This is a genomic window from Amycolatopsis sp. NPDC059027 (assembly GCF_042739735.1).
Lineage (GTDB): Bacteria > Actinomycetota > Actinomycetes > Mycobacteriales > Pseudonocardiaceae > Amycolatopsis.
The window spans coordinates 1-15396 of the sequence record NZ_JBHYIK010000091.1 but is presented as its reverse complement, the minus strand read 5'-3'; the positions used below and the strand labels follow the sequence as shown (position 1 = coordinate 15396).

The 15396-nt window shown below is 70.0% G+C and carries 17 protein-coding genes; 5 read left to right on the top strand and 12 right to left on the bottom strand.

All coding sequences use genetic code 11. From position 1 onward, the window contains the following. Positions 1–17: 17 nt before the first annotated feature. The 3 genes from ACFWY9_RS39705 to ACFWY9_RS39695 form a co-directional block, all read right to left on the bottom strand. Complete coding sequence (locus ACFWY9_RS39705; protein ID WP_378341300.1) at positions 18–1445, bottom strand: amidohydrolase family protein; 1428 nt, start codon at positions 1443–1445, stop codon at positions 18–20. A gap of 110 nt (positions 1446–1555) precedes the next feature. Further along, positions 1556–2470, bottom strand: a complete 915-nt coding sequence (locus tag ACFWY9_RS39700) for an alpha/beta fold hydrolase (protein WP_378331437.1) — start codon at positions 2468–2470, stop codon at positions 1556–1558. Continuing rightward, entirely contained in the window at positions 2467–3375 is a 909-nt protein-coding gene (locus ACFWY9_RS39695) for a diiron oxygenase (RefSeq protein WP_378331438.1), read from the bottom strand. Before ACFWY9_RS39695 ends, ACFWY9_RS39700 begins: the two co-directional genes overlap by 4 nt. Positions 3376–3438: 63 nt before the next feature. Here ACFWY9_RS39695 and ACFWY9_RS39690 point away from each other — a divergent pair, with 63 nt between their 5' ends. Then, positions 3439–4224: a TetR/AcrR family transcriptional regulator gene (locus tag ACFWY9_RS39690; RefSeq protein WP_378331439.1), complete on the top strand. Its 786-nt coding sequence runs from the start codon at positions 3439–3441 to the stop codon at positions 4222–4224. A gap of 17 nt (positions 4225–4241) precedes the next feature. Then, a complete protein-coding gene (locus tag ACFWY9_RS39685; protein ID WP_378331440.1) occupies positions 4242–4559 on the top strand; it encodes a DUF4873 domain-containing protein in 318 nt (105 codons plus the stop codon). A gap of 207 nt (positions 4560–4766) precedes the next feature. Here ACFWY9_RS39685 and ACFWY9_RS39680 read toward each other — a convergent pair whose 3' ends face one another. From ACFWY9_RS39680 to ACFWY9_RS39670, 3 genes are all read right to left on the bottom strand, one after another. Then, positions 4767–5966, bottom strand: coding sequence for a DUF418 domain-containing protein (locus ACFWY9_RS39680; protein ID WP_378341299.1), 1200 nt, complete (start codon positions 5964–5966; stop codon positions 4767–4769). A gap of 205 nt (positions 5967–6171) precedes the next feature. Next, positions 6172–6402, bottom strand: coding sequence for a DUF3107 domain-containing protein (locus ACFWY9_RS39675; RefSeq protein WP_378331442.1), 231 nt, complete (start codon positions 6400–6402; stop codon positions 6172–6174). A 118-nt stretch (positions 6403–6520) separates the two neighbouring features. Next, the gene (locus ACFWY9_RS39670; RefSeq protein ID WP_378331443.1) at positions 6521–7174 is read right to left on the bottom strand and encodes a ferritin-like fold-containing protein; all 654 of its coding nucleotides are present in this window, start codon (positions 7172–7174) and stop codon (positions 6521–6523) included. A gap of 446 nt (positions 7175–7620) precedes the next feature. Between ACFWY9_RS39670 and ACFWY9_RS39665 the strand changes: the two genes are divergently transcribed. Together ACFWY9_RS39665 and ACFWY9_RS39660 are read left to right on the top strand one after the other, a co-directional pair. Next, positions 7621–9312 carry a DEAD/DEAH box helicase gene (locus ACFWY9_RS39665; RefSeq protein WP_378331444.1) on the top strand — a complete coding sequence of 564 codons (1692 nt, stop codon included), beginning with the start codon at positions 7621–7623 and terminating at the stop codon, positions 9310–9312. Between the two features lie 36 nt (positions 9313–9348). Then, the gene (locus ACFWY9_RS39660; RefSeq protein ID WP_378331445.1) at positions 9349–10680 is read left to right on the top strand and encodes a hypothetical protein; all 1332 of its coding nucleotides are present in this window, start codon (positions 9349–9351) and stop codon (positions 10678–10680) included. 172 nt (positions 10681–10852) lie between these two features. Here ACFWY9_RS39660 and ACFWY9_RS39655 read toward each other — a convergent pair whose 3' ends face one another. The 6 genes from ACFWY9_RS39655 to ACFWY9_RS39630 form a co-directional block, all read right to left on the bottom strand. Continuing rightward, positions 10853–11272, bottom strand: a complete 420-nt coding sequence (locus ACFWY9_RS39655) for a hypothetical protein (protein WP_378331446.1) — start codon at positions 11270–11272, stop codon at positions 10853–10855. A 43-nt stretch (positions 11273–11315) separates the two neighbouring features. Beyond that, positions 11316–12182, bottom strand: coding sequence for a RecB family exonuclease (locus ACFWY9_RS39650; protein WP_378331457.1), 867 nt, complete (start codon positions 12180–12182; stop codon positions 11316–11318). A gap of 77 nt (positions 12183–12259) precedes the next feature. After that, entirely contained in the window at positions 12260–12886 is a 627-nt protein-coding gene (locus ACFWY9_RS39645) for a MarC family protein (RefSeq protein WP_378331447.1), read from the bottom strand. Between the two features lie 3 nt (positions 12887–12889). Continuing rightward, a complete protein-coding gene (locus ACFWY9_RS39640) occupies positions 12890–13753 on the bottom strand; it encodes a PHP domain-containing protein (protein ID WP_378331448.1) in 864 nt (287 codons plus the stop codon). A gap of 86 nt (positions 13754–13839) precedes the next feature. Next, complete coding sequence (locus ACFWY9_RS39635) at positions 13840–14400, bottom strand: PH domain-containing protein (protein ID WP_378331449.1); 561 nt, start codon at positions 14398–14400, stop codon at positions 13840–13842. Between the two features lie 20 nt (positions 14401–14420). After that, positions 14421–14594 (bottom strand): hypothetical protein, encoded by a 174-nt coding sequence (locus tag ACFWY9_RS39630; RefSeq protein WP_378331450.1) that lies wholly within the window; start codon positions 14592–14594, stop codon positions 14421–14423. Positions 14595–14779: 185 nt separating this feature from the next. Between ACFWY9_RS39630 and ACFWY9_RS39625 the strand changes: the two genes are divergently transcribed. Next, positions 14780–15193: an NUDIX hydrolase gene (locus ACFWY9_RS39625; protein WP_378341298.1), complete on the top strand. Its 414-nt coding sequence runs from the start codon at positions 14780–14782 to the stop codon at positions 15191–15193. The last annotated feature ends 203 nt before the right edge of the window (positions 15194–15396 follow it).

The following is a 15396-nucleotide window of genomic DNA, read 5'->3' as shown; positions in this document are numbered from 1 at the left end:
CCCCACCCACCCCCCCCTCACCCACCCGCGCGCGCGCCCCGCTTCGGCGCGGGCCGGCGGGGGGGGGGGGGGGCGCGCCCCGGGGGGGGGGGGGCGCCCCCCCCCCCCCGGCCGTCGCGCTTGAGCGCCTTTCCGTCGACGAACACCCACTGCACGTTCGCGGGCTGGGTGTTGTAGACGACCTGGTTGACCCAGTCGACCCGCGGCGCGAAGTTGACCTGCTGGGCGTCGATCACCTGCAGGTCCGCCTTCTTGCCCGGGGTCAGCGAGCCGATCTCACCGTCGAGGCCCAGCGCCTGGGCGCCGCCGAGCGTGGCCATCCGCAGCACGTCGGACACCACCGGGTAGACCGACGGATCGGTGGCCACGGCGCGCTGCAGGTTCACCGCCGCGCGCATGACGTTGAACATGTCGCTGGTGTCGTTCGTGCCGCCGTCCAGCCCGAGCCCGACCTTCATCCCGCGCCGGTGCATCTCGGGCAGCCGGATGATCCCGGACGCGAGCCGCTGGTTCGACAACGGGTTGTGCGCGACCCGCACGTCGGCCTTGGCCAGTTCGTCGAGGTCGGCGTCGGTCGCGTGGATGACGTGGTCGGCGACCAGCCCCGGCCGCAGCGCGTCCGCCTTGCGCAGCGCCTCCATCTGCCCGGTCGCCGGATCCGCCTTGGACTCCAGCAGATGCACGTTGAGCGGGACGCCGAGTTCGCGCGCGAGCTTGGCCGACGCGTCGAGATTGCCGAAGTTGTCCAGCGCCGGATGCGACCCGACCTGCAGGTGCGCCAACGGGTTCGGCTCGATGAACTCCCGATTCGCCGCGCGGACGGCGTCCTGCAGCGCCGGGTCCGAGCCCGCGTCGTAGGCGAACACGAACCGGATCTTCGAGTCGGCGAGCGCGCGGAGATTCCCCCAGGCGAAGGGCTTGTTGAAGGTGTGCGACCAGTCCGTGACCGTGGTGATCCCGGTCCCGATCACGTCCATAGTGGACAGACGAACACCGGCGTAGCCGTCGGCCTCGGTGATCGGCTTGCTGTAGAGCGGCAGCACGCACTTGCCGAGCCAGCCGTTGAGTTCCTTGTCCCCCGCACAGCCGCGGATCAGCGACTGCCACAGGTGGTTGTGCATGTCGACGAACCCGGGCAGGACGATCTTGCCGCGCCCGTCCACGACGCGCGCGCCGCCGGTGTCGAGGTTCTTGCCGACGGCCTTGATCCGGTCGCCTTCGAGCAGGACGTCGGCGTCGGAAAGCTGCCCGAGCGGGCCTTCACCGGCCTTCGGGTCCATGGTCAGCACCATCGAGGCGCCGCGGACGACGACGCGGCCGGTGCCGTCGAAGGCGTCCGCCGCTGCCGGATCGGTGGTACCCCGGCCGAGGCCCACCAGCAGGGCTCCGCCGAGGACGAGCGCCAAGGTCAGGACGAATACGCCGAACGCGGGTCTTTGCCGCATCGTGATCACTCCCCAGGTCTGCCGACGAGACGGAGGATCACGCTAGCGATACGCGCCGTTACCGGGAAGGTCCCGGATCCCCCTGTGGACCCGGGACCTGCCCGTTCACGTCATCCGGTCCGGACGGCCGACCGGATCAGGGCATTGACGCGGTAGGCCACTTCGCCCGCCCGCTCCTGCGGGAGCATGTGCCCGGCACCCGGGTAGCGGACGAACTCCGCGTCCGGCAAGGCATCCGCGATGACCTTCGCGTGCGGCAGCGGGCACAGCCGGTCCTTCTCGCCCGCGAGCACCGCGACCGGGATGTCCCGCAGCGCGCCGAGCCCGACCCGGCCCTCGTGCCGCGCGATCGCGTCGATGAACTCGCCGACGCTCGCCGGATGCGCGCACAACATCTGCTCGGCCACGCTGCGGACCTCCGCGCGGCGCGGCCGGTCCCCGAACACGAGGACCCGCGCGGCGGACCGCACCATGCTCCCCGACAGCCGGAAGTTCTCCGCCCGCATCCGCGCGAGGAACTTCGCGACGCGCGGTTCGAGCCGGGTCACCCCGCGCCCGGCGAGGCCGGGCAGCCCGAGTGTCAGCTGGTCCATCTGCCCCGAGGACGTCGCCACGAACGCGGCCGCGGCCACCCGCGAGGACACCAGCTCCGGATGCCGCTCGGCGAGCGCCATGAGCGTCATCCCGCCCATCGAGTGCCCGGCAAGCACGAGCGGACCGGTCGGCACCCGGTCGGCGATGAGCTCGGCGAGGTCGTCGGCGAGCCGCTCGATCCGTGCCGTACCCGGCTTCGCGTGGGCCGATCCGCCGTGGCCGCGCAGGTCGTAGCGCAGGATCCGGATCGCCGGGTCCAGCTGCGGCAGCACGAAGTCCCAGGTCCGATGGTCCTGGGTCCAGCCATGCACGAGGACGAGGGTGGCGGCGGAGTCGGCCGGTCCGCACGTTTCGAGGTGCAGCGCGGTGCCGTCACCGGTGACGAACCGGTGCGCGCGGGCCGGGTCCCGCAGCCGCTCGGCGGTGGTCATCGGCCCGCCGGGAGCAGGAAGGACTTGTGCCAGAAGTACATCCCCGGCGCGCCGACCAGCCCGGACTCGTCGAGGAACGGCATGATCTTCTCCCCCGCCCAGGCGATCGTGTTCTGCCAGTTCGGGTTGTTCAGCGCCGCCTCGACACCGTCGCGCGGACGGATGCCGATGGCCTTGTAGATGTTGGGGTTGATGAACGCCCTCGTCACGAAGTACGAGATCAGCGCGATGATGAACTGCTGGTAGACGCGCTCGCCGCGGGACAGCTTCGCCATACCACGCGTGACCTCTTCGCGGGCGAACGTGACGTGCCGCGCCTCTTCGAGGACGTGGATGCGGTTCACCATCCGTACCAGGGGCTGGATGCCCTCGTCGTTCATCTGCTCGCGCTGGAGCCGGTCGAGGACCTCCTCGGCGACCAGGATCGCGCCGTAGCGCGCGGGCCCGTAGGAGATCGTCGGCATCAGCTTGGCGAGGCGGCGCAGCCACGGCACCGGGCCGTAGGTCGGGACGCCGAGCCGCGCCGACATCCGCGCGAACATCGTGGAGTGCCGGCATTCGTCGGCGATCTCGGTGAGCGCGAACTGCGCGTGCGAGGTCGTCGGGTCCTGCTCGTAGACCTCCTTGAGCAGCATCTGCATCAGCAGGATCTCGAACCACAGCCCGGTGGTCGCGACGCTGGCGATCTCGTGCTTGCCCAGCTCGATCCGCTGTTCCGGGGTCAGCCGGTCCCAGATTTCGGTCCCGTACAGGGACGAACGCTCCTCGGGGATGTATCGCTTACCCTCGACCAGTGGCGCATCCCAGTCGATGTCCACCTCGGGGTCGTAGAACTTGTTCGCCGACGACTTGAGCAGCCGGTCCGCGGTCTTTTCGCGGCCGGGATCCTTGAGCGTCCGCGTCATTGCGACACACCCCTTTCGTGACGCAGGTTTCTGTAACCACTAGTAACAGTTACCTCTGGTAGCATGACGACCGTGATCGAACGTGTCAAGCGCTCCAGCAAGCACTCCAGCAAGCGCGCCCCCGCCGGGGAGGCCGACACCGGGGACGCCCGGCGCGACCGCTGGCGCAAGCACCGGATCGCCCGCCGGGCGGAGTTCGTGGAAGCGGCGCTCCGCGCGCTGGACAAACACGGCCCCGAGCTGGGCATGGAGGACGTCGCCGCCGAAGCGGGCGTCACGAAACCCGTGCTGTACCGGCATTTCGACGACAAGGCCGACCTCTACGTCGCCCTCGGCCAGCGCGGCACCGAGATCCTGCTGGGACGCCTGATCCCGGCCATCAACGCCGAGCTCGCGCCGGTCCCGCGCATCCGGATGGCGCTCGACGCGTTCTTCACCGTCATCGAGGAACACCCGAACCTGTACCGCTTGCTCGCACGCGGCGCGACGCAGGAGAAGGCGGGCGACTCCGACGTCGTCGCCGAGGACAAGGAACTCATCGCGACCGCGCTGTCGGCACTGCTCGGCGACTACATGCGGATGTTCAACATGGACTCCGGCGCGGCCGAGCCGTGGGCGTACGGAATCGTCGGCATGGTCCAGAACACCGGTGAATGGTGGCTGGACCGGCAGTCCATGGGCCGCGACTCGGTCGTCGAGTACCTGACGCAGATCATCTGGGCCGCGATCGACGGCCTGACCCGCCAGCACGGCGTGATCATCGACCCGAACGTGCCGCTCGAGGCGAACAAGGTCATCCAGATGAGCAGGGCCAAGCAGGAATCCGCAGCCGACAGCGACGCCGGCTGACCCCCACGGAGGATCACATGAGCGAGCACGACGAAGACGGCTACAACGGCGAGGCCACCTTGGTCGTCGACGGCACCGAACTCGCGGTGAAGGTCGATCTGCGGGGCTACTTCCAGCCGATCGACGGCTACTACCGCTGGTACGGCCGGATCGCCGCCGACGAGAAGCTCACCGAGCTGGCGGGCGGCAAGAAGAAGACGGTCGAGATCCGCGCGGGCGAGCGCAGCGCGTCCGGTGAGATCTCCGACCCCGACCCGTGGGGCCGCTACCGGATCATGGGCACCAGCACACCGCCCTTCCACGTGCCCACCAGCCTGGCGGAACTCAACGCCTGAGCGCTGCCCGGAAGTGCTGAAGGACGCTTTCAGTGCGTTGAGCGCGCTGAAAGCGTCCTTCACTGCGTCCAGCGCACTAAAGGCGTCCTTCAGCACAAGCGCCGCGAGGATACCTCTGACCTGCGGAAATAGAGCAAGGGACCTTTGCTAACGTCCGTGAGCAAGCCAACGATTAGCACACTAACGAACGAGAGCAAAGGTCCCTCGCTACTGCTCCGCCCGCCGCGGCTCGGGCACGCGCCCCACCGGGACCACGTACTTCGGCCAGCTCGACAGCTTGTTCAGCAGCCACTCGAGCGGTCCGCGCCCGATCCACTTCCGCCATGCCACCGCGGCGACGACCGCGACCACGCAGAACTCGACGAAGTGCCACACGCCGAACAGGTCCTGCCCGCTCTCCGGCTCGTCCCAGATCAGCCAGATCACGACGAAGTGCAGAACGTAGGCCGAAAGCACGCGGCCCCCGAGGTCGGCCAGCGGCCACAGGACCCGGCCCAGCCACGGCATCACCAGCTGGCACAGGCCGATCACCGCCGCCGCGATCCCGATCGAGATCAGCAGGTCGAACGGGGTGTACGAGGCACCGGTCGGCACCAGCTCCCACGCCCACGTCGTGGTGGGCGGCGTGCCGTGGATCCAGGTGTCGTTGATACGGAAGAACTCCACCGGGCTCATCCCGGCCTGGGTCGCGGCGGGCTCCAGTGAGCGGTACACCGCCCGCATACCGCCGAGGACGTCGGTCGCGAGCCACGAACCGAGATAGCCGGCCGTCGCCAGCGCCGACCCGCCGAAGAACAGCCGGCGGCTGACCCGCGGCGAGGCGAGGTTCAGCCTGCCGATGGCCATCCCGGCGAAGATGTAGGCCATCAGCGTCAGCGCGGGGAAGGTGCCGGTCAGCACCAGCACCACGAAGGCGTGCATGAGCCCGGCGCTGGAGGTGAAGTCCGACCACGACACGTCGGGCGCGAAGAAGATCAGGTCACGCGGGCGGAACTGCGAGCGCAGCACGAACGAGAGCAGCGGCGCCACCAGCGCGGTGACCACGGCCGCGATGCCGAGCGTCCTGGCACCGAACCGCAGCCACGGGATCGCGAGCAGGAAACTGGCGCCGTAGTAGGCGAGGATCACCATGTACCCGGTGTCCAGCCCGGCGATGAGCAGCCCCAGCGCGACCAGCAACGGCGCCCGCGTGGCCAGCCGCAGCGCGACCTGGGTCCGGGAGCGGCCCGTTTTCGGCCGCGTCCCGCCGGACATCAGCGCGACGGACACTCCGGCGAGCACGGCGAACAACGCCGCCGAATGCCCTTCGAACGGCTTGAAGAGCACCGCGAAGCCGCCGTCGTTGGGGTTCGGCCCGATGTGCACCGCGTACATGCCGAGCACTGCGAGGCCACGGGCGACGTCCACGCCGGTGAGCCGACCGGCCGATCCGCCGCGGGGGGCACGACCGGCCGGCTCGAGGAATTCCCGGTTCCGGGAAGGAACCGTCCGCACCACAGTGACGCCGTCCACCTTCTCTCTCGGCTCGTCCCCGCCGTCCCCTCCGAAGAGGGTGACGATCAAGCCTGAGAGCTAGCTGAGATCAGGCGGTGACGCCACAGTGACGAGAGCGTCAGTCCGCGACGCCGAAGCCGACCTTGCGCACGTCGGACGGCGCGATCTCGACATAGGCGATCCGGTCGGACGGCACGATGTACTTGCGGCCCTTCTCGTCGTTGAGGCGGAAGAGCCCGTCCCCTGCAGTCAGGGCCTCGGCGACCAGCTTCTCCACCTCTTCGGGAGACTGGCCACTGGACACCACCAGCTCGCGCGGGGTGTCCTTGATGCCGATCTTGACCTCCACGTGGGACCTCCGCTGGAAATTCGTAAGGGATATACCCGGCAAGGCTAACCGAACCGCGTCCTCGCGGTGCCGCGCGTCCACCCGGAACGACGCGGCCGAGTCCTGGTACCGCACCGCGTCAGCCCAGGCCGAGCGCCTGCATGCGCTTGGTATGCCCCTGCTGTAACCGGCGGAACAACGCGGCGATTCCCGACAGGTCACCGGATCCGCTGATGATCAGCTCGGCGAGACCGTCCCGCTCGGCGACGACGTACTGGGCCTGCGTGAGCGCCTCGCCGAGCAGTCGCCTGCCCCACAGCGCGAGCTTGTCCCGCGTCTTCGGATCGGCCTCGATCCCGGCGGCGACTTCGCGCTCGGCGAACGCCGAATGCCCGGTGTCGGCCAGCACGGTCAGCACGAGGTCCTTGGTCTCCGGGTCGAGCCAGTGCGCGATCTCGCGGTAGAGGTCGGCGGCGAGGCCGTCCCCGACGTAGGCCTTGACGAGCGATTCGAGCCACGACTTGGGCGGCGTCGAGGCGTGCCAGTCGTCGATGTGGTTCACGAACGGCGTCATCGCGTCTTCGATGGCGACGCCGTGCGCGGACAGATGCGCCGACAGCAGGTCGTAGTGACCGATTTCGGCGGCCGCCATGGCCGCCAGCTTGGCCCGGCCGGCCAGCGTCGGGGCGCTGCGCGCGTCCTCCGCCATCCGATCGAACGCGGAAAGTTCGAGATAGGCGATCACGCCGAGGAGGTCGACGACGCCTTCGCTGATCTGTTTGGCCTCGGTCACGGCGACGAGGGTATCGCCGACGGGGCTCCGGGCGCCGCGAAGAGACCGATCCCACGTCGGCTCGCCGCGGCGGGTACTGTTGTAAAACTGCTGACCAGGTATGCTGACAGCGATATCGACTAGACTTCCGCACACCGATGCGGCGTCCCCGCCACGACGCGGCCCCGAGGCCGCCGGCGGCCGGGCGCTCTCACGAGCGGGAACGGCGAGCCGGGTGGTACGTCCACTCGAGCCGCCAGGGAAAAGGTGAATCCCAGGGTTCATCGACGTACTGAAATGTGCGTGCACGCCTCTAGCGGCATTCCCGTGCAGGACCGGCTCCGGCGCCGAACGCGCGGAGCGAGCCGCGTTTCGCATGGTCGAGTGTCGGACGGACTTCAGGGCTGTGCGCGCTGGTCACGAGAGAGGCGATCACCCTGACCGCACAGAAATCCACAACCGAAGACATGCCCGCCGCGGTCGCGCTGGAACACAGCGAGACTGGCCCCGCCGCGCTCGACACGTCGCATCCGCTGCAGGCGGGCGCCCCGGTCGAGCCGGAGGCCCCGACCTTCGCGTCCTTCGGCGTCAAGCCGGAGATCGTGAAGGCCCTGGGCGAGGCAGGCATCGAGCGCACCTTCGCGATCCAGGCGCTCACCCTGCCGCTCGCCATGGCGGGCGACGACCTGATCGGCCAGGCCCGCACCGGCATGGGCAAGACGCTGGGCTTCGGCGTCCCGCTGCTGCACCGCGTGCAGGTCCCCGGCGACGGCACCCCGCAGGTGCTGGTCGTCGTCCCGACCCGCGAGCTGTGCATCCAGGTCGCCAACGACCTCAAGGGCGCGGGCAAGCACCTCGGCATCCGCACGCTGGCCATCTACGGCGGCCGTCCGTACGAGCCGCAGATCGCGGCGCTGCGCAAGGGCGTCGACGTCGTCATCGGCACACCCGGCCGCCTGCTGGACCTGGCCGAGCAGCAGCACCTGGTGCTGGGCAAGGTCCGCGGCCTGGTGCTCGACGAGGCCGACGAGATGCTCGACCTCGGCTTCCTGCCCGACATCGAGCGCATCCTGCGGATGGTCCCGGACGAGCGGCAGACGATGCTGTTCTCGGCGACCATGCCCGGCCCGATCATCACCCTGGCGCGGACGTTCCTGCGGCAGCCGACGCACATCCGCGCCGAGGAGAACGACGCCGGCGCGGTCCACGAACGCACCACGCAGTTCGTCTACCGGGCGCACTCGATGGACAAGCCCGAGGTCATCGCCCGCATCCTGCAGGCGGCCGACCGCGGCCTCACGATGATCTTCAGCCGCACCAAGCGCACCGCGCAGAAAGTGGCCGACGACCTGGTCGAGCGCGGGTTCGCCGCGGCGGCGGTGCACGGCGACCTCGGCCAGGGCGCCCGTGAGCAGGCGCTGCGCGCGTTCCGCTCCGGCAAGGTCGACGTGCTGGTCGCCACCGACGTCGCCGCCCGCGGCATCGACATCGACGACGTCACGCACGTGATCAACTACCAGTGCCCGGAGGACGAGAAGACCTACGTCCACCGGATCGGCCGGACCGGCCGCGCCGGGCGCACCGGTGTCGCGGTCACCCTCGTCGACTGGGACGAGGAGCCGCGCTGGAAGCTGATCTCCGACACCCTCGGCCTCGACATGCCGGAGCCGGTGGAGACGTACTCGTCCTCGACGCACCTGTTCGCCGACCTGGGCATCCCGGAGGGCACCACCGGCAGGCTGCCGCTGGCCAAGCGCACCCGCGCCGGCCTTGCCGCCGAGGAGGAAGAGGACCTGGGCGGCAAGCGCCGCGGCCCGCGCGGCCGTGGCCGCGACACCGTCTCGGAGGACGCTCCGCGCAAGCGCACCCGCGCCCCGCGCAAGCGGACCAGGGGCGGCGCTCGCGCGGCCGAGGCGATCGAAGCCGCGGACTCCGCGAAGGCCGAGGGCGGCACCGACACGGTGTCCGCCGAGTCGGGTGAATCCACGCGTGCCCGCTCGCGGCGGCGTACCCGGGGCGGCACGAAGCCGAACCCGGAGGCCACCGGCCCCGTGGAGAAGGACGCCGGCGAGAACGCCGAACGTCCCGCGCGGCGGCGGCGTCGGCGGAAGCCTGCCACGGCAGCCAACACGTCTGATACACCTGCGTCGGCAGACTGACCGCGATACCGCGCCGACAGTGGGGAGCCAGGTCTCGTGAGCGAGCGCTCGGACGGCGCGCCGGAGCACGACCCGGCGCCCGCCTACGGTGACGAGGACGTGCTGACGCCGTCCGAGCCCGAGAACACTCCGAAGCACCAGGCACCCACCAGGGCGCGGCGTTCCCCGTGGAATCGCCGCCGGGACAAGCTGGTCGCGGCCGCGATCGTCGTCGTGGTCGCGGCCGCCGGTCTGGTCGTGGCGGTGACCAGCGACAGCGCGGCGACCGACCGCTCGACCGCCGCGCCGTCCCCGGCGCTGCCGAAGGCGCCCGCCGCGGTGCCCGGGTCGCTCACCGAGCTGTGGCAGGCCCGCAGCGGCGCGACCCCGGTGCCGGTGGGCGAGAGCAACACCGTCGTCACCGCGGACGGCAACGCCGTGGACGGCCGTGATCCGCTGACCGGGCAGGTGCGCTGGCACTACACGCGGACGAACCTGTCGCTGTGCACCGCCGGGGCGGCGTGGGGCCGGGTGAACGCCGTGTTCAGCAAGAGCCTCGGCTGCAGCGAGGTCACCCAGCTCGACCCGGCGACCGGGCGGATCACCGCGCAGCGCAACGGCGACGCCGAACTCGGCACGCAGCTGGTCAGCGACGGCTCGCACGTCACCACCACCGGCAAGAAGCTGCTCGACACCTGGCGCGACGACCTGGTCAAGGACATGGAGTACGGCCAGGTCCCGGCCATGGTCAACCACGACAAGCAGCCCCGCGTCGGCTGCACGTACGGCACGGTGGCGGCCGCCGCGAGCAAGATCGGCGTCATCGAACGCTGCCCCGGCGACCCCGCCGACCGCCTCACCGTCTACAAGGCGAAAGCCGAGCACGAGGACGAGCCGCAGACCACCTACAGCGTGGTCGTCGCCGGGAAGCGGGCACGGCTGGTGGCGATGTCCGGCGATTACGCCGCCGTCGCGCTGCCCGACCAGAAGCTGCTGGTCATCTACGGACCGGACGGCACCCAGCGCACCGCGTACCCGCTGGACCTGCCCGCGGGCGACCTCGCGCAGGACCCGCCCGGCGGCGTCGAGCAGACCACCCGGACGGCCGAGGCCCTGTACTGGTTCACCGGCTCGAAGACCATCGCCCTGTCCCGCGACGACCTCGCCCCACGCTGGTCACTGGACGGCACCCGCGGGCCCGGGATCACCTACGCGAGCCAGCTGGTCGTGCCCATCAAGGGCGGCCTCGCCGTGCTGAACGAGGCCAACGGCTCGACGATCCGCACCGTCGGCGTCGACCGCCGCGGCTACACCGGCCCGGTGCGGCTCACCGCCCTCGGCCCCGTGCTGCTGGAACAACGCGGCGACCTCCTCGCCGCCCTGCGCTAGCTCCCTCCCTCGCCTTTCCCGGGTGCCCAACCACGCCGGGAACGAGAGCAGGGGACCTTTACTCACGCCGCGCGGGAGCGGGGGACCTTTGCTCTCACTTGGTTAGCGTCGCTCAGTAAACGAGAGCAAAGGTCCCCTGCTCTCGTTGCCCAGGTGAGAGGGCCGGACGAGGTCAGTTGAGCCAGAAGAGGATGAGCGTGGCGGCGACGACGGCCAGGACGCCGACGCCCGCGAGACCGGCAACGAGCCCGTTGCGGCGATCGGCCACCCGCTGCCCCAGCACAGCGAGCAGGGCGGCGACGGGATGGCCGGCCAGCATCGGCACGGCCGGACCGGGCGCGCCGGTGAACAGGCAGACACCCGCGACGGCCAGCACGCCGAGCGCGAGTACCACGAGCCCGGCCGCGAGCGAGCCGGTGAGCCCACGCCACCATCGGCCGGATTCCTTGCCACGGCCGCCGTCGCCACCAGCAGCAGCAAGGCCAGCGTCCTCGGCGTCGTCGCGCGGCGGCGGCTCCGCCCGTGGGGACTCCGTCTCCGGGCCGACGGGCAGCGGCGCGCTCGTCAGTTCCTCGGTGTCGGGGGACGCCACGTTCTCGTCTGTCCAATCCTGGTCGGTTCGGGGGAAGGCCGGGTCAGGGCGCCAGCAGATCCCACGGCTGCGCGGCGGGGGCCGCTTCCTGGCCCACAGCGCAGCTGGGCCGGAAATCGCACCACGCACAACGCCGGTCGGGCCGCGCGGGGAACAGGACGTCACCGTCTCCGCCCGCGTCCAGGGTATCCGTCGCGAGCCGCAGATCCCCGGCAGTCTCCCCGGCGCGTTCCAGATGCCGACGCAGGCTGTCCCCGGTGTGCTCGGCGGCCGCGACCGTTCCCGTCGGCAGGTGGTGCAGCTCGACCTTGGTGCACGGCATGCGCAATGTCCGCGACGCGGCAACCGCGTACATCGCCAGTGCCTGCGACGCGCGCGCCTCGTACTCGTCGGGTTCGCGGCGACCGGTCTTGTAGTCGACGATCACCAGCTCGCCGCCGCGCTGATCGATCCGGTCCGCCCTGCCCTCGATGATCATCGTCGGCCTGCTGCTGCCTTCTTCGGTGCTCACCGGCGCGGAAACCCAGCGTTCCAGGCCGATCGGATCGTCGCTGACGTCGTGATCCTCGACGTACTCGGCGACCCAGCCCTTCGCCCGCGCGCGGTACCGCGCGGCCTGCTCCTGATCGGCGAAGCCCGCATCCTTCCAGTGCTCGGCGACCAGCGCGACCGCGCGCTGCGGCGTCCGCTTCGCCACCGGCAGGTCGAACAGCGCCCGCAACGCGTTGTGCACCACCGCGCCCAGGGTGCTGTGCGCCCAGGGGCCGGTGCGCTGCGGCGCCGGCCGCTCCAGGTACGTCATCCGGTAGCGGCGGGGACAGTCCTCGAACGTCGCCAGCCGCGCCGGGGACACCTTGGTCAGCCGTTGCGGCTGCTCGACACCGAAATCGAAACCCAGTTGCTCTTTCACGCCACCCCATTCGCTCCGACCGGTGTCCACGCTACGCACCACCACCGACACTTTCCGGCGCGGGTGCGTGACCGGCCTCAGCCGCCCGCGATGAACCCACGGACCGAGTTGGCGACCAGTTCGACGGCGATCGCGGCCAGCAGCAGACCGGCGATCTTGGCCAGCAGGGTGATGCCGCTTTCCTTGATCAGCCGGATGACCACGCCGGAGAAACGCATGCAGGTGTAGAGCACGAAGTGCACGGCGACGATCGCGAGTGCCAGCGCGACGTACGCGCCGACATGGCCATCGGCCTGTCGCACGAAGACGATGGTCGCGGCGATCGCGCCCGGTCCCGCCAGCAGCGGCGTGCCCAGCGGGACGAGCGCGACGTTGACGTCTTCGACGGCCTCGGGTTCCTGATTGCTCTTGCTGGTCAGCAGTTGCAACGCGATCAGCAGCAGGAGCAGCCCGCCCGCGCCCTGCAGCGCCGGGATGCCGATGCCGAGGTACGACAGGATCGCCTGCCCCGCCACCGCGAAGAGCGAAATCACCAGCAGCGAGACGAGCACCGCCTGTCGTGCGGCCCGCGCGCGGACCGCCATCGGCTTGCGGCCGACGAGACTCAGGAACACCGGCACCGTTCCGGGCGGGTCCATGATGACGATCAACGTGATCGTCGCGCTCATGAACAGCTTCGCGTCGAAGAAGGCCGCCACGTTCATGTGTCAGCCCACCACGACCGCGGCGCCGGTCGCTCGCGCCACCAAATCCTCCAGCTGAATCGGGTCGGTCGTCTCCTGGCCGAGCGCGATCGTCTTGTTCGTGCCGTGGTAGTCGCTCGATCCGGTGCGCACGAGGTCCAGCTCCCCCGCGAGCCCGAAGAGCTGCTTGCGGGCACGGTCGTCGTGGTTCGGGTGATCGACCTCGACGCCGGTGAGGCCGCGCGCCGCGAGTGTCGCCAGCGCCTCCTCGTCGATCGTCCAGCCCCGGGTGTGCGCGAACGGATGCGCGACGACCGTGACGCCACCCGCCGCCGCGATCATGTCGATCGCCTCCTCGACGGGCGTGTCGTGCCGGGCGAGGTAGTAGCCGCGGCCGGCGCCCAGATACTCCGCGAACGCCTGGTCGACACTGGTGACCAGACCGGCGCGCACCAGCGCCTGCGCCAGATGCGGGCGCCCGGCGGGCACGTCGGGGGCCAGCCGCCCGAAGATCTCGTCGGCGTCGACCGGGAGGCCGTCGGCGGCCATCCGCTCGGCCATCACCCGCAGCCGCATCCGCCGTTCGGCACGCAGCCGCGTCTGCTCGGCGACCAGCGCGGGCGCCGTCGGATCGAAGAGGTAGGCCAGCAGGTGCACACTGATCTCGCGCCCCGTCCCCGGCTCGGCCCAGATCGTGGAGAGTTCCGCGCCCGGCACGAGTTTCAGCCCCGGCGGGACAGCGGCGGCGGCCTCGGCCCAGCCCGCCGTGGTGTCGTGATCGGTGATCGCGACGACGTCGAGACCGGACCGCACGGCGGCCGCGACCAGCTCGGCCGGGGTGTCGGTACCGTCGGAAGCGGTGGAGTGGGCGTGCAGATCGATGCGCATCGCGTCCATTCTCGACGATGCGCTACGTCACAGCGACTCCGGGCAGCCCAGCCCGGAGCACGCTCTACCGCTGAGGGCGCATCGGCTCAGCCGACCGCCTTCTTCCCGCGTGCGGCGCGCTGCGCCTTGATCATGGAGAAGCGCTCGGCCTGCTTCTGCTTGTCCCCGAAGACCAGTTCGGAGATCGTGTCGTAGAACTCCTCCGGCCGCGGGAGGTAGTCGATCCGGTTCAGCGCCTGGATCTGTCCGGCGGACTCGACGATCATCGTGCCGTAGCCCATCATCCGGCCGTTCCAGGTGCGTTCGTAGGTGAGGTCGGTGACCTTGCTGATCGGCATCATCAGCACCTTCGTGGTGAACACCCCGGTCGTCATGACGAACCGTTTGTCGGTGACCACCAGCCGCTCGACCCACCACTCCATCACCACGTAGGCGAAGCGGAGGACGACGAGCAGGGCGACGTACCAGAGGATGTTCTGCACCACCCACAGCGACGGCGGCAGCAGATACGACACCAGCACGCAGATGGCCAGCAACGCGGCCGCCTCGAAGGTGTCCCAGGTCAGCACGGCCCAATGCCGGCGGATCCGGATGACCCGCCGCTCGGTGTCGAGTAGGTACTCGTCGGGGTCGCGTGGGGCGAACATACGTCGAGGGTATCCGCCGGCTAGCCCTTGAAGACGTTGCTGACGAAGGTAATCACCGATTCGGCAGAGCTGCGGAGGAAGTCGATGATGTTGCCAACGAGACCTGCGGCCTGGCCAGGCTGTGCGATCACGAAGAACAACACAAGTGCGACACCTGCGAGAATCGCAATCTTTTTCACGTTCACCGCGATCAATCCCGTCTCTTACGGCGACAACCGGTCTGTCAAAATCCTGACGTTCTACGTTGTACCGCACTGAACACCCACACGGGAGGAAAGTCCCGCGCTTGGGTCAGTGGGCCGTCGGAAGTGTACCGCACGGCTACTCTCCGTGTACAGAAGCGGCCTGGAGCTGGGGATTCGCGGCTAGGCTGCCCGGTATGGACGACTCTCCGCGCGGTTCGATCCGCTCCGTCGGCGCGATCCTGCACGACGGCGAGGGCCGGTTGTTGCTGGTCCAGCGCGCGCACGAGCCGGGCGCGGGACTGTGGACGCTGCCCGGCGGCAAGGTGGAGGCCGGCGAGACGGACGAGCAAGCCCTGGTGCGCGAGCTGCGGGAAGAAACCAACCTCGACGTCACTCTGCGTACCCGTGTCGGTTCGGTGGTCAGGGGCCGGTACGACATCCACGACTACGCCTGCAAGATCATCGGCGGGACCCTCGAACCCGGCGACGATGCCGCCGACGCCCGTTGGGTCGACGCCAGCGAGTTCGCGTCACTCGATGCCGCGAACCAGCTCACCGAAGCCCTTTTCGTCACCTTGCGTGATTGGGGTGTTCTTCCTCGCAGTTGACCGCGATCGTCCACGACGTGGGAGCAAGGGACCTTTGCTAACGCTCCCGAGCATGCCAACGATTAGCGCGCTAACCAACGCAAGCAAAGGTCCCTCGCTCCCCCTCCCCAGGTCGGGACGGGGCCGGAAGTGGGGGGGGGGGGGGGGCGGGCTGGGGGGGGGGGGCGACTGAGCGTCGGAGGCGGAGGGAGGGCGAGTGAGGG